Genomic DNA, 12,549 nt, shown 5'->3' with positions numbered 1-12,549 from the left:
GCGACGTAGAGGCGGATCGTCCGGACGCCTCGCGGCTGTTTGGGGATCGATGACTGAGTATGGCCGGGGCCCCGGCTCCGAACCGTGGCACCCCGAGGACCCGGCGTACGGGCACCAGGGGTGGGAAGGTCAGCAGGCCTACTACCAGCAGACGCAGTACGGGCAGCAGGCGCCGTACGGGAACCAGCAGGACCCGTACCAGCAGCAGCCGCAGCAGGGACACGGCGACCCGCAGGGTCACGGCGACCAGCAGCACCAGGGCGGGCACGACCATCAGGCCGCGCCCGACCCTCACCACCAGGTCCCGCCCCAGCAGGGTTATCCCCAGCCGACCTACGCCGGGCAGCCGTACGACAACGGCACCTGGGACACCGGTCAGCACGCGGCGATGCCCTACGGGGCCCATGCCCCCGCCGACCCGTACGGGGCCCAGGGCCCCGACCTGTACGGCACCCCCGAGGCGTACCCGCCGCCGCGGCCCCCCGGCCGGCGGCGGCGCGAGACCGACCCGCAGCCGGAGCAGGAGCCGCCGCGCGAGGAGCCGGAGGAGGAGAGCCACCCCTTCTTCTCGGACGGCGATCTTGACGACGGCGACGGCGACGGCGACGAGCCGGGCGCGTCGAGGCGCGGCGGGGGTCAGGGCCGCCGGGGCGGCAAGCAGAAGAAGAAAAAGAAGAAGAGCCGCAACGGCCTGGCCTGCCTGGTCGTGGCCGTGGTCATGGCGGGCGGCGCGAGCGGCGTCGCGTACTTCGGCTACCAGTTCTGGCAGGGCCGGTTCGGCGAGGCGCCCGACTTCGTCGGCGACGGTACGAACGAGACCGTCCAGGTGGAGGTCCCCAAGGGCGCCGGTGGGTACGAGATCGCCGCCCTGCTCGTGGAGAACGGCGTGGTCAAGAGCCAGGGCGCCTTCGTCTCCGCGCAGGAGCAGAACCCGAACGGCAAGAGCATCCAGGACGGCGTCTACACGCTCAAGAAGGGCATGTCCGCCGCCAGTGCCGTCGAGGCGATGCTCGATCCGGAGAACCGGAACGCGCTCACCATTCCCGAAGGAAAGCGGAGCGCGTACATCTACGCGCAGATCGACAAAAAGCTGGAGCTGAAACCGGGAACGACGAGATCGGTCGCCAAGGCGAAGGCGAACACGCTCGGGCTGCCGGCCTGGGCCACCGGCCACCCCGATCTGAAGGACCCGCTGGAAGGCTTCCTCTTCCCGGCCAGCTATCCGGTGGCGAAGGGGGCGAAGCCGGAGGACGTCCTCAAGAGGATGGTCGCCCGGGCGAACGCCGAATACGGCAGACTCGACATCGAGACGAAGGCCAAGTCGCTGGGGCTGCGAAGCCCTTGGGAGCTCCTGACCGTCGCGAGCATGGTGCAGGTCGAGGGCAAGTACAAGCACGACTTCGACAAGGTGTCACGCGTCGTCTACAACCGTCTCAAGCCGAACAACATCGAGACGGTCGGGCGACTCGAATTCGACTCCACCATCAACTACATCAAGGAAGAAAGCACCCTTGACGTCGGTACGGTGGCGGATCTGCGGAAGATCGACGACCCGTACAACACGTACGACATCAAGGGCCTGACGCCCGGTCCGATCAGCAATCCCGGTGTCGACGCCATCAAGTCCGCGCTCAATCCGACACCCGGCCCCTGGTACTACTTCGTCTCGATCAACGAGGACAAGACGGTGTTCTCGGTGACGAACGAGGAGCACAACCGGAACGTGGAGCAGTACGAAAAGGAACGGGAGAAATCCGGGCAGTGAGCACTGTGAAGCGCGCCGCCGTACTCGGGTCGCCGATCGCCCACTCGCTCTCCCCGGTCCTGCACCGGGCCGCCTACGCGGAGCTCGGCCTCACCGACTGGTCGTACGACCGGTACGAGGTGGACGAGGCGCGGCTCCCCGCGTTCCTGGAGGGGCTGGACGCGTCCTGGGCCGGCCTGTCGCTGACCATGCCGCTCAAGCGGGCGGTCATCCCGCTGCTCGACGAGGTCACCGCGACGGCCGCCTCCGTCGAGGCGGTCAACACGGTCGTCCTCACGGAGGAAGGCCGCCGCGTCGGCGACAACACCGACATCCCCGGCATGATCGCCGCGCTGCGCGAGCGGGGCGTGGAGACGGTGGACAGCGCCGCCGTACTCGGCGCGGGAGCCACCGCATCCTCCGCGCTCGCCGCGCTGTCCCACCTGTGCACGGGGCCGGTCACCGCGTACGTGCGCAGCGAGGCGCGCGCCGAGGAGATGCGCGGCTGGGGCGAGCGGCTCGGCGTCCGGGTCCGTACCGCCGGCTGGGAGAGGGCGGCCGAGGGGCTGCGGGCGCCGCTCGTCGTCGCCACTACGCCCGCCGGGACGACCGACGCGCTCGCCGCCGGCGTCCCCGACCGGCCCGGCACCCTGTTCGACGTGCTGTACGACCCGTGGCCCACCGCCCTGGCGGCCGCCTGGTCGGCGCGCGGCGGCGTCGTCGTCGGGGGGCTCGACCTGCTCGTCCACCAGGCCGTCCTCCAGGTGGAGCGGATGACCGGCCGGACGCCCGCGCCCATGGCGGCGATGAGGGCCGCCGGGGAGCGGGCCCTCGCCGCCGGTCAGGCCCCGCCGGCCCACTCCTGACCGGCTACGACTCGTCCGCCCGGCCGGCTCCGACTCGTCCGCCCCCGGCCGGCTCCGCCCGCCCGTCACCGGCGCGCTCTCAGGGCTGTCCGCCTGACGGACGGGGCGTCCGCGTTCTGGACCGGACACCGGTGCGGGCCGTGGACGTGGGAGGATCAGGGGAGGCGGGCCAGGGCCGCGCACCCGGTCGCGCCGTCGCAGTCGAGGCGCGAGCATGAGGAGCACCGTTGAGCAGGTTGCGCTGGCTGACCGCGGGGGAGTCGCACGGCCCCGCACTGGTGGCGACGCTGGAGGGTCTTCCCGCCGGTGTCCCGATCACCACGGAGATGGTGGCGGACCACCTGGCCCGTCGGCGGCTCGGCTATGGGCGCGGTGCGCGCATGAAGTTCGAACGCGACGAGGTGACCTTCCTCGGCGGCGTACGGCACGGCCTGACCATGGGCTCGCCCGTGGCCGTGATGGTCGGCAACACCGAGTGGCCCAAGTGGGAGAAGGTCATGGCGGCCGACCCGGTCGACCCGGCCGAGCTCGCCGAACTGGCCCGCAACGCCCCGCTGACCCGGCCGCGCCCCGGTCACGCCGACCTGGCCGGGATGCAGAAGTACGGCTTCGACGAGGCCCGGCCGGTCCTGGAGCGGGCCAGCGCCCGCGAGACCGCCGCCCGCGTCGCGCTGGGCGCCGTCGCCCGCTCGTACCTCAAGGAGACGGCCGGCATCGAGATCGTGTCCCACGTCGTCGAGCTGGCCGCCGCCAGGGCGCCGTACGGCGTGTACCCGGCCCCGGCCGACGTGGAGAAGCTGGACGCCGACCCGGTGCGCTGCCTGGACGCCGACGCGTCGAAGGCGATGGTCGCCGAGATCGACCAGGCCCACAAGGACGGCGACACCCTCGGCGGCGTCGTCGAGGTCCTCGCCTACGGCGTGCCCGTGGGCCTCGGCTCCCACGTCCACTGGGACCGGCGCCTGGACGCCCGCCTGGCCGCCGCCCTCATGGGCATCCAGGCCATCAAGGGCGTCGAGGTCGGCGACGGCTTCGACCTGGCCCGGGTCCCCGGCTCCCAGGCGCACGACGAGATCGTCGCCACCGGCGAGGGCATCAAGCGCACCTCGGGCCGCTCCGGCGGCACGGAGGGCGGTCTCACGACGGGCGAGCTGCTGCGCGTACGCGCCGCCATGAAGCCCATCGCGACCGTGCCCCGGGCGCTCAAGACCGTCGACGTCGTCACCGGCGAGGCCGCCGCCGCGCACCACCAGCGTTCCGACGTCTGCGCGGTCCCGGCCGCCGGCATCGTCGCTGAGGCCATGGTGGCCCTCGTCCTCGCCGACGCGGTCGCCGAGAAGTTCGGCGGCGACAGTGTGGCGGAGACCCGCCGCAACGTCCGCTCGTACCTCGACAACCTCCACATCCGGTGAGCGACGGCCCGCTGATCGTCCTGGTCGGGCCGATGGGCTCCGGCAAGTCCACCGTGGGCGCGCTCCTCGCCGAGCGGCTCGGCGCGCCCTACCGGGACACCGACGCGGACATCGTGGCCGCCGAGGGACGCGAGATCTCCGACATCTTCATCGAGGACGGCGAGGAGCACTTCCGCGCCCTCGAACGCGAGGCCGTCCGGGCCGCCGTCGCCGGACACACCGGCGTCCTCGCCCTCGGCGGCGGCGCCGTCCTCGACGCCGGCACCCGCGAGCTGCTCGCCGGCCGGCCGGTCGTCTACCTGTCGATGGACGTCGAGGAGGCGGTCCGCCGCGTCGGCCTGAACACCGCCCGCCCGCTGCTCGCCGTCAACCCGCGCCGCCAGTGGCGTGAGCTGATGGAGGCCCGGCGCCACCTGTACACCGACGTCGCCCGCGTGGTCGTGGCCACCGACGACAAGACCCCCGAAGAGGTCGCCGAGGCGGTCCTCGACGCACTGGAGCTTCAGAAGTGACTGACCAAGCAGTGACCCGCATCCAGGTCGGCGGCACGGCCGGCACCGACCCGTACGAGGTGCTGGTCGGCCGGCGGCTGCTCGGCGAACTCGCCGGCACCATCGGCCCGAAGGCCAAGCGCGTCGCCGTGATCCACCCGGAGGCGCTCGCCGAGACCGGTGAGGCACTGCGCGCCGACCTCGCCGACCAGGGGTACGAGGCGGTCGCCATCCAGGTGCCCAACGCCGAGGAGGCCAAGACGGCCGAGGTCGCGGCGTACTGCTGGAAGGCGCTCGGCCAGACCGGTTTCACCCGTACCGACGTCATCGTCGGCGTGGGCGGCGGTGCCACCACCGACCTCGCCGGATTCGTGGCGGCCACCTGGCTGCGCGGCGTGCGCTGGGTCGCCGTGCCCACCACCGTCCTGGCGATGGTCGACGCGGCCGTCGGCGGCAAGACCGGCATCAACACCGCCGAGGGCAAGAACCTCGTGGGCGCCTTCCACCCGCCGGCCGGTGTCCTGTGCGACCTCGCCGCGCTGGACTCGCTGCCGGTGCACGACTACGTCAGCGGCCTGGCCGAGATCATCAAGGCCGGCTTCATCGCCGACCCGGTGATCCTGGACCTGATCGAGGCGGACCCGGCCGCGGCCCGGACACCCGGGGGGCCGCACACCGCCGAGCTCATCGAGCGCTCGATCCGGGTGAAGGCGGACGTCGTCTCGTCCGACCTCAAGGAATCCGGCCTCCGCGAGATCCTCAACTACGGGCACACCCTCGCCCACGCCATCGAGAAGAACGAGCGCTACAAGTGGCGCCACGGCGCCGCCGTGTCCGTCGGCATGGTCTTCGCCGCCGAACTCGGCCGCCTCGCCGGCCGGCTCGACGACGCCACCGCCGACCGGCACCGCGCCGTCCTGGAGTCCGTCGGGCTGCCCCTCACCTACCGCGGCGACCAGTGGCCCAAGCTCCTGGAGACCATGAAGGTCGACAAGAAGTCCCGCGGCGACCTGCTGCGGTTCATCGTCCTCGACGGCCTGGCCAGGCCGACGGTCCTCGAAGGCCCGGACCCGGCGGTCCTCACCGCCGCGTACGGTGAGGTCTCCGCATGACCCGCAGGGTGCTCGTACTCAACGGCCCCAACCTCGGCCGGCTCGGTTCGCGGGAGCCCGACGTGTACGGCGCGACGTCCTACGCCGGGCTGGTGGACACCTGCGAGGCGCTCGGCGCCGAGCTGGGCTTCGACGTCGACGTACGCGAGACGAACGACGAGGGCGAGCTGATCCGCTGGCTGCACGAGGCGGCCGACGGCTCGCTCCCGGTGGTCCTCAACCCGGGCGCCTTCACCCACTACTCGTACGGGATGAGGGACGCGGCAGCCCAGCGCACCGCTCCCCTCATCGAGGTGCACATCTCCAACCCGTACGCGCGTGAGGAGTTCCGGCACACCTCCGTGGTGGCGGCGGTCGCCACCGGCACCGTCGCGGGCTTCGGTATCGGGTCCTACCGTCTCGCCCTGCGCGCCCTCGCCGACGAGCTCACCGACTGACCGGGCACGTCCCACCGTCCCCGGCCGTTTCACCCAACAGCGGCCGGGGAGGGTACGGTTCGGTAACGGACGACCCGAACGGGCGCCCGATCAGCGTCAGTCGCACGAGACGGAGTGGCACCGGATGCAGCACGCAGTGGGGGCTCCGCTGCCGCCGCCCCACCAGCCGGGGCACGCAGCCACCGGATGGACGACCCAGGCCGCCGCCCATCACCCGGGCCCGCCGCCGCCCCAGGGGCCGCCCGCCCCGCCCACGGCCGCACCCCCGACGGGGGCCGCTCCGGCGCACCCGCCCGCCCCGGGCTGGTCCGGGCCCCCCGTGCCGCCGGCCGACACCACGGGCCACGTCCACCTCCCGCCCGGCACCCCGGTCGCCGCCCCGGCCCCGCCGCCGCCCGCCGGCCACGGCGCCGCGACCGGCACGGGCACCGCCACCCTGGCCGTGCTGCTCATCGGCCCAGCCGGTGCGGGCAAGACGACCGTGGCCCGGCACTGGGCGAACAACCGCCGCGTCCCGACCGCGCACATCAGCCTCGACGACGTGCGCGAATGGGTCTGCGCCGGCTTCGCCGACCCCCAGGACGGCTGGAACGACCGGTCCGAGGCCCAGTACCGGCTGGCCCGCCGCACCTGCGGTTTCGCCGCGCGGAACTTCCTCGCCAACGGCATCTCCTGCATCCTCGACGACGCCGTCTTCCCCGACCGCCCCGTGGTCGGCCTCGGCGGCTGGAAGCGGCACGTCGGGCCGGGTCTGCTCCCCGTGGTGCTCCTCCCGGGCCTGGAGATCGTCCTGGAGCGCAACGCCGAGCGCACCGGCAACCGCCGTCTGTCGGACGAGGAGGTCGCCGGCATCCACGGCCGGATGGCCGGGTGGTACGGCTCGGGTCTGCCGATCATCGACAACTCCGCGTACGACGTGGAGACCACCGCCCGCGTCCTGGACGACGTCCTCGCCCGCGCCATAGCCAGTCCGCCGTCCTTCTAGCCCGGCCCGCCGGCCGCGCGGGAAACGGCGAACCGCCCGGACGGACCCGTCCGGGCGGTTCGCCGCGCGTCGCCTGCCGCGCTCAGTCGGAGGACGACTCCACCAGCCGGCGCACGTTCTCCAGCCGGCCGCAGTCGGCCTTCAGCTCCCGCGCGCGGGCTTCCGCGAACGCCGCGCCCAGCTCGGCCCGGCGTTCGTCCGAGACGTTCTCGCGCGCGTCGTTGAGGAGGGTCCGCTCCTCCTCGTCCGCGTGGTGGTTCACCGCCGTGACCAGCTCCTCGAGCTTCTCGTCCCACTCCTCGGAGCCGACGTCCTCGACCTCGAGCAGCGCCAGGAGGGCCTCGTTGCCCTCCTCGTGCTCGTGCACGCTGTGCTCGACGTCCTCGTCGTCCACGTTCTTGTACCGCCGCAGCGCGGGGTAGACCTCGCTCTCCTCCGCCGAGGCGTGCGCCACGAGCAGGGCGGCGAACTCCTGGAGCGCCTTCGCCCGGTCGGCCTCGACGTTCCGCATCGCCCGGAACAGCTCCTCCATCTTGCGGTGATCGCTCAGGATCAGCTCGACGACGTCGGTGGTCGTGGTGGCAGTGCTGGCCGGCATGGGCGACTCCTTCGAACCGTGAACAATGTGTCCGATCCGCCGGATACCCCGATTTTCTCGGTTGACCACCGGCGTTCGTCCGCCCGTGTGGCACCGCCGGCGCCCCGGTCGGTCCCGCCCGACCTGCCGAGCGGCGCGGGCGCTCGTAGGCTCGGGGCATGTCAGAGGTGTTTGCGGACCGCCGAGGGCGGCTGCGCGACCGGTGCGCGGCGTCCGGCTCTGCGGCGGCCCTGGTCTCCCGCCCCGCCAATGTCCGGTATCTCGCGGGCGGCGCGCCCCCGGGTGCCGTCCTGCTGCTGGGCGCGGGCGACGACGTCCTGCTGTGCCCCCGCACGCCGACCGGCGATCCCGTGGAGGGGCGCATCGACGAGTCGCTGCGGCTCGTCGTGCTGCCCGCTGCCGGAACCGACCCGGCGGTCGCGGCGGTCGACCTCGCCCGCGGGGAGGGGGCCGACGTGCTGGCCGTCGAGGAGCACCATCTGAGCGTGGCCCGCCACCGGGCGATGGGCTCGGCGGCTCCGCGGGTGCGCCTGGCGGACCTGGGCACCGCGATCGAGCAGGAGCGGATCGTCAAGGACGAGGACGAGATCACCTGCCTGCGGATCGCGGCGGAGATCACCGACCAGGCGCTCGGCGAGCTCCTGGAGTCCATCCTCGTCGGGCGCACCGAGCGTCACCTCGCCCTCGAACTGGAGCGCCGGCTGGTGGACCACGGTGCCGACGGTCCCGCGTTCGCCACCTCCGTGGCGACGGGCCCCAACGCGGGCCGGGGCGGCCACCGGCCCTCCGACCGCCGCGTCGAGGAAGGCGATTTCCTCTCCGTCTGCCTGGGCGCCAACTACCGGGGCTACCGCTGCGAGATCGGCCGGACGTTCGTCATCGGCACCTCGCCCGCGGACTGGCAGATCGAGCTGTACGACCTCGTCTTCGCCGCTCAGCGGGCCGCCCGCGAGGCGCTCACCCCCGGCAGGGCGTACCGCGACGTCGACCGGGCGGCCCGCCAGATCCTGGACGGCGCCGGGTACGGGGAGTGCGTCCCGGCCGTCCTCGGACACGGTGTGGGCCTGGAAATCCAGGAGGACCCGCAGTTGGCACCCGGCGCCATGGGTAAACTGGACGCTTGTGTGCCGGTCACCGTCGAACCGGGGGTCCACCTCCCGGGCCGGGGCGGCGTCCGGATCGATGACACGCTCGTCGTACGCCAGGAGGCGGACGGCGGACCCGAGCTACTCACCATCACGACCAAGGAGCTGCTCGCGCTGTAAGCGCGTGACGCACCACGCCTCGGTCGTCCACCAGCGTCAGTCCAGGAGATTCCGCAACCGTGGCTTCCACGAACGACCTCAAGAACGGCATGGTGCTCAAGCTCGACAACGACCAGCTCTGGTCCGTGGTCGAGTTCCAGCACGTCAAGCCCGGTAAGGGCCCGGCCTTCGTGCGCACCAAGCTCAAGAACGTGCTCTCCGGCAAGATCGTCGACAAGACGTTCAACGCCGGTGTGAAGGTCGAGACGGCCACCGTCGACCGCCGCGACATGCAGTTCTCGTACATGGACGGCGAGTACTTCGTCTTCATGGACATGCAGACGTACGACCAGCTGCACGTCTCCCGCGCGGCCGTCGGCGACGCCGCGAACTTCCTGATCGAGGGCTTCACCGCCACCGTCGCCACGCACGAGGGCGAGGTGCTCTACGTCGAGCTCCCGGCCGCCGTCGAGCTGACCATCCAGGAGACCGAGCCGGGCGTCCAGGGCGACCGCTCCACCGGCGGCACCAAGCCGGCCACCCTGGAGACCGGCCACCAGATCCAGGTCCCGCTCTTCATCACCACCGGTGAGAAGATCAAGGTCGACACCCGCACGAGCGACTACCTCGGCCGGGTGAACAGCTAACCGTGGCTGCCCGGAACAAGGCCCGCAAGCGCGCCTTCCAGATCCTCTTCGAGGCCGACCAGCGCGGGGTGCCCGCGCAGGAGGTGCTCGCGGACTGGGTCCGGCACGCCCGGTCCGACGACCGGCAGCCGCCGGTCGGCGAGTACACGATGGAGCTCGTCGAGGGGTACGCGCAGTACGCCGGCCGGATCGACGAGCTCATCGCCACCTACGCGGAAGGCTGGGCGCTCGACCGGATGCCGGTCGTGGACCGCAACATCCTGCGCCTCGGTGCCTACGAGCTGGTCTGGGTGGACGGCACGCCGGACGCCGTGGTGATCGACGAGGCGGTGCAGCTCGCCAAGGAGTTCTCCACCGACGACTCGCCGTCGTTCGTCAACGGCCTGCTGGCCCGCTTCAAGGACCTCAAGCCGAGGCTCCGCCGGGACTGACCCGTGACCCGTTCCGCCCGAAGGGCCCGCAGCGCACTCGCGCGGCGGGCCCTTCGGCGTGGAGCGGCGGCGTGGGGCGCCGGAGGGGGCGGCACGGGGCGCCGGGCAGCAGAGAGCCGCCGGGTGCGGTGGGACGCCCGAAGGCTCCCCACCGCACCCGGCGGCAACGTTTCTGCTGTAGGGGGTCGCGGCTGTCAGGCCTCTTCGTGCGCCACCGCACGGCGCGCGTCCGCGTCCAGCACGCCCCAGCTGATCAGCTGCTCGGTCAGCACCGAGGGCGACTGGTCGTAGATGACGGCCAGGGTGCGCAGGTCGTCCTGGCGGATGGACAGCACCTTGCCGTTGTAGTCACCGCGCTGCGACTGGATCGTCGCCGCGTAGCGCTGCAGCGGGCCCGCCTTCTCCGCGGGGACGTGCGCCAGCCGCTCCAGGTCCAGGACGAGCTTCGGCGGCGGCTCGGCGGCTCCGCCCGGCGTGGTGCCCGGCAACAGCTCCTGCACCGGGACGCCGTAGAAGTCGGCCAGCTCGGCGAGGCGCTGCACGGTCACGGCACGGTCGCCGCGCTCGTACGAACCGACCACCACGGCCTTCCAGCGGCCCTGGGACTTCTCCTCCACACCGTGGAGGGAGAGGCCCTGCTGGGTGCGGATGGCACGGAGCTTGGCCCCTAGCTGTTTTGCGTATTCGCTGGACATATAGCTCCCGGGACGAAGGCTGGTAACTCACTGTGAGGTTACGCAGCGTTACTTGGCTGCGTCAAGCCGAATGGTCCGTACCGACGGTGTTCACCGGCCCGGATCCGAGCAGCTCCTCGACCCTGGTACCGTGGGTGGCGCAAATCCGACGTCCTTTAAGGTCCGTCCCGTGAGGCGGAGAAGGAGGTCCGTTTCGTATGGACGCCACTCAGCAGTCCGATGCCGCGCGCCCCGTCCTCGAGGGCCCCGACATCGCGCGGGTACTGACCCGTATCGCCCACGAGATCGTCGAGCGCGCCAAGGGCGCCGACGACGTGGTACTCCTCGGCATTCCCACGCGCGGCGTCTTCCTCGCCCGCCGCCTCGCCGACAAGCTCGAGCAGATCACCGGCCGGACGACGCCGGTCGGCTCGCTCGACATCACCATGTACCGGGACGACCTGCGGATGCGGCCCGCCCGTGCGCTCGCCCGCACCGAGATCCCCGGCGACGGCATCGACGGCCGACTGGTCGTCCTCGTCGACGACGTGCTGTTCTCCGGCCGCACCATCCGCGCCGCCCTCGACGCGCTCGGCGACATCGGCCGCCCGCGCGCCGTCCAGCTCGCGGTCCTCGTCGACCGGGGCCACCGCGAACTCCCGATCCGCGCCGACTACGTCGGCAAGAACCTCCCCACGTCGCTGCGGGAGACGGTCAAGGTCCAGCTCTCCGAGGAGGACGGTCGCGACACCGTGCTGCTCGGTGTGCGGGAGACCGCCCCCACCGCTCCGGCCGGCGAGCGGTAGCGCCCCCGTACGACCCCTTCGTACGGTGCGCCCCGCCGCGCGCCCGCATGCCCGCGGGCCTGTCCCGCACAGGTCCCCACTCGGCCCTCTGCCTCCACAAAACCGGAGAAACACCCCAAGATGATGCGTCACCTCATCTCGGCCGCCGACCTCACCCGCGACGACGCCGTCCTCATCCTCGACACCGCCGAGGAGATGGCCCGGGTCGCCGACCGGCCGATCAAGAAGCTGCCCACCCTGCGCGGCCGCACCGTCGTCAACCTCTTCTTCGAGGACTCGACCCGCACCCGCATCTCCTTCGAGGCCGCCGAGAAGCGCCTCTCCGCCGACGTCATCAACTTCAGCGCCAAGGGCTCCTCGGTGTCCAAGGGCGAGTCCCTCAAGGACACCGCGCAGACCCTGGAGGCCATGGGCGTCGACGCCGTCGTCATCCGGCACGGCGCCTCCGGCGCCCCGTACCGGCTGGCCACCTCCGGCTGGATCGACGCCGTCGTCATCAACGCCGGTGACGGCACCCACCAGCACCCCACACAGGCGCTGCTGGACGCCTTCACCATGCGCCGCCGGCTGGTCGGCCGGGACGCCGGGCTCGGCCGGGACCTGGCCGGCAAGCGGATCACCATCGTCGGGGACGTCCTGCACAGCCGGGTCGCCCGCTCCAACGTGGACCTGCTGCACACCCTCGGCGCCGAGGTCACCCTCGTCGCCCCGCCCACCCTCGTCCCGGTCGGCGTCGGGAACTGGCCCTGCGAGGTGTCGTACGACCTCGACAGCACCCTGCCGAAGTCCGACGCCGTGATGATGCTGCGCGTCCAGCGCGAGCGCATGAACGCCGCGTTCTTCCCCACCGAGCGCGAGTACTCCCGCCGCTACGGCCTCGACGGCGACCGGATGGCGAAGATGCCCGAGCACGCCGTGGTGATGCACCCCGGCCCGATGGTGCGCGGCATGGAGATCACCGCCGAGGTCGCCGACTCCGGCCGGTGCACGGTCGTCGAGCAGGTCGCCAACGGCGTCTCGATCCGGATGGCCGTCCTGTACCTGCTGCTCGGCGGCAACGAGTCCGCCGTCGCCCACACCCGTACCGAGGAGAAGTAAGAAC

The 12,549-nt window shown here is 72.2% G+C and carries 14 protein-coding genes; 12 read left to right on the top strand and 2 right to left on the bottom strand.

What is annotated here, in order from left to right; genetic code table 11:
* Positions 1-49 precede the first annotated feature (49 nt).
* The 7 genes from mltG to AC07DW_RS16165 all read left to right on the top strand — a co-directional run bounded on the left by mltG (position 50) and on the right by AC07DW_RS16165 (position 7,047).
* Positions 50-1,765 (top strand): endolytic transglycosylase MltG, encoded by a 1,716-nt coding sequence (mltG, locus tag AC07DW_RS16195; RefSeq protein ID WP_478858291.1) that lies wholly within the window; start codon positions 50-52, stop codon positions 1,763-1,765.
* Positions 1,762-2,610, top strand: coding sequence for a shikimate dehydrogenase (locus AC07DW_RS16190; RefSeq protein WP_478858290.1), 849 nt, complete (start codon positions 1,762-1,764; stop codon positions 2,608-2,610). Before mltG ends, AC07DW_RS16190 begins: the two co-directional genes overlap by 4 nt.
* Before the next feature lie 227 nt (positions 2,611-2,837).
* Positions 2,838-4,022 (top strand): chorismate synthase, encoded by a 1,185-nt coding sequence (gene aroC / locus AC07DW_RS16185; RefSeq protein WP_478858289.1) that lies wholly within the window; start codon positions 2,838-2,840, stop codon positions 4,020-4,022.
* A complete protein-coding gene (locus AC07DW_RS16180) occupies positions 4,019-4,534 on the top strand; it encodes a shikimate kinase (RefSeq protein ID WP_478858288.1) in 516 nt (171 codons plus the stop codon). The genes aroC and AC07DW_RS16180 overlap by 4 nt, the downstream gene beginning before the upstream one ends.
* On the top strand, positions 4,531-5,625 hold the full coding sequence (aroB, locus tag AC07DW_RS16175; RefSeq protein WP_478858287.1) for a 3-dehydroquinate synthase: 1,095 nt from the start codon (positions 4,531-4,533) through the stop codon (positions 5,623-5,625). The genes AC07DW_RS16180 and aroB overlap by 4 nt, the downstream gene beginning before the upstream one ends.
* Positions 5,622-6,062 (top strand): type II 3-dehydroquinate dehydratase, encoded by a 441-nt coding sequence (gene aroQ, locus AC07DW_RS16170; RefSeq protein ID WP_478858286.1) that lies wholly within the window; start codon positions 5,622-5,624, stop codon positions 6,060-6,062. The genes aroB and aroQ overlap by 4 nt, the downstream gene beginning before the upstream one ends.
* A gap of 124 nt (positions 6,063-6,186) precedes the next feature.
* Positions 6,187-7,047: a Pro-rich N-terminal domain-containing protein gene (locus AC07DW_RS16165; RefSeq protein WP_478858285.1), complete on the top strand. Its 861-nt coding sequence runs from the start codon at positions 6,187-6,189 to the stop codon at positions 7,045-7,047.
* An 82-nt stretch (positions 7,048-7,129) separates the two neighbouring features.
* On the opposite strand, the gene AC07DW_RS16160 is transcribed toward AC07DW_RS16165, so the two are convergent.
* Complete coding sequence (locus AC07DW_RS16160; RefSeq protein ID WP_478858284.1) at positions 7,130-7,645, bottom strand: hemerythrin domain-containing protein; 516 nt, start codon at positions 7,643-7,645, stop codon at positions 7,130-7,132.
* A gap of 158 nt (positions 7,646-7,803) precedes the next feature.
* Here AC07DW_RS16160 and AC07DW_RS16155 point away from each other — a divergent pair, with 158 nt between their 5' ends.
* The 3 genes from AC07DW_RS16155 to nusB are packed head-to-tail and all read left to right on the top strand — an operon-like array spanning position 7,804 to position 9,967.
* Positions 7,804-8,910 carry an aminopeptidase P family protein gene (locus AC07DW_RS16155; protein ID WP_478858283.1) on the top strand — a complete coding sequence of 369 codons (1,107 nt, stop codon included), beginning with the start codon at positions 7,804-7,806 and terminating at the stop codon, positions 8,908-8,910.
* 59 nt (positions 8,911-8,969) lie between these two features.
* Positions 8,970-9,536 (top strand): elongation factor P, encoded by a 567-nt coding sequence (efp, locus tag AC07DW_RS16150; RefSeq protein ID WP_478858282.1) that lies wholly within the window; start codon positions 8,970-8,972, stop codon positions 9,534-9,536.
* Positions 9,537-9,538: 2 nt separating this feature from the next.
* A complete protein-coding gene (gene nusB, locus AC07DW_RS16145; RefSeq protein WP_478858281.1) occupies positions 9,539-9,967 on the top strand; it encodes a transcription antitermination factor NusB in 429 nt (142 codons plus the stop codon).
* A 194-nt stretch (positions 9,968-10,161) separates the two neighbouring features.
* On the opposite strand, the gene bldD is transcribed toward nusB, so the two are convergent.
* Entirely contained in the window at positions 10,162-10,662 is a 501-nt protein-coding gene (gene bldD, locus AC07DW_RS16140; protein WP_064068023.1) for a transcriptional regulator BldD, read from the bottom strand.
* A gap of 197 nt (positions 10,663-10,859) precedes the next feature.
* On the opposite strand from bldD, the gene pyrR reads away from it, so the two are divergent.
* Positions 10,860-11,447: a bifunctional pyr operon transcriptional regulator/uracil phosphoribosyltransferase PyrR gene (gene pyrR, locus AC07DW_RS16135; RefSeq protein ID WP_478858280.1), complete on the top strand. Its 588-nt coding sequence runs from the start codon at positions 10,860-10,862 to the stop codon at positions 11,445-11,447.
* Positions 11,448-11,567: 120 nt separating this feature from the next.
* Positions 11,568-12,545, top strand: a complete 978-nt coding sequence (locus tag AC07DW_RS16130; protein ID WP_478858279.1) for an aspartate carbamoyltransferase catalytic subunit — start codon at positions 11,568-11,570, stop codon at positions 12,543-12,545.
* The last annotated feature ends 4 nt before the right edge of the window (positions 12,546-12,549 follow it).

It is taken from the genome of Streptomyces sp. NPDC045701 (genome assembly GCF_056432045.1).
The sequence above is the reverse complement of the archived record's forward strand: the minus strand, read 5'-3'. Positions and strand labels throughout refer to the sequence as shown.

What these genes read in the sequence shown, in the direction of transcription:
- AC07DW_RS16160 (WP_478858284.1), bottom strand. Translation starts at nt 7,645, where the DNA reads ATGCCGGCCAGCACTGCCACCACGACCACCGACGTCGTCGAGCTGATC.
- pyrR (WP_478858280.1), top strand. Translation starts at nt 10,860, where the DNA reads ATGGACGCCACTCAGCAGTCCGATGCCGCGCGCCCCGTCCTCGAGGGC.
- bldD (WP_064068023.1), bottom strand. Translation starts at nt 10,662, where the DNA reads ATGTCCAGCGAATACGCAAAACAGCTAGGGGCCAAGCTCCGTGCCATC.
- AC07DW_RS16155 (WP_478858283.1), top strand. Translation starts at nt 7,804, where the DNA reads ATGTCAGAGGTGTTTGCGGACCGCCGAGGGCGGCTGCGCGACCGGTGC.
- aroQ (WP_478858286.1), top strand. Translation starts at nt 5,622, where the DNA reads ATGACCCGCAGGGTGCTCGTACTCAACGGCCCCAACCTCGGCCGGCTC.
- mltG (WP_478858291.1), top strand. Translation starts at nt 50, where the DNA reads ATGACTGAGTATGGCCGGGGCCCCGGCTCCGAACCGTGGCACCCCGAG.
- AC07DW_RS16165 (WP_478858285.1), top strand. Translation starts at nt 6,187, where the DNA reads ATGCAGCACGCAGTGGGGGCTCCGCTGCCGCCGCCCCACCAGCCGGGG.
- AC07DW_RS16130 (WP_478858279.1), top strand. Translation starts at nt 11,568, where the DNA reads ATGATGCGTCACCTCATCTCGGCCGCCGACCTCACCCGCGACGACGCC.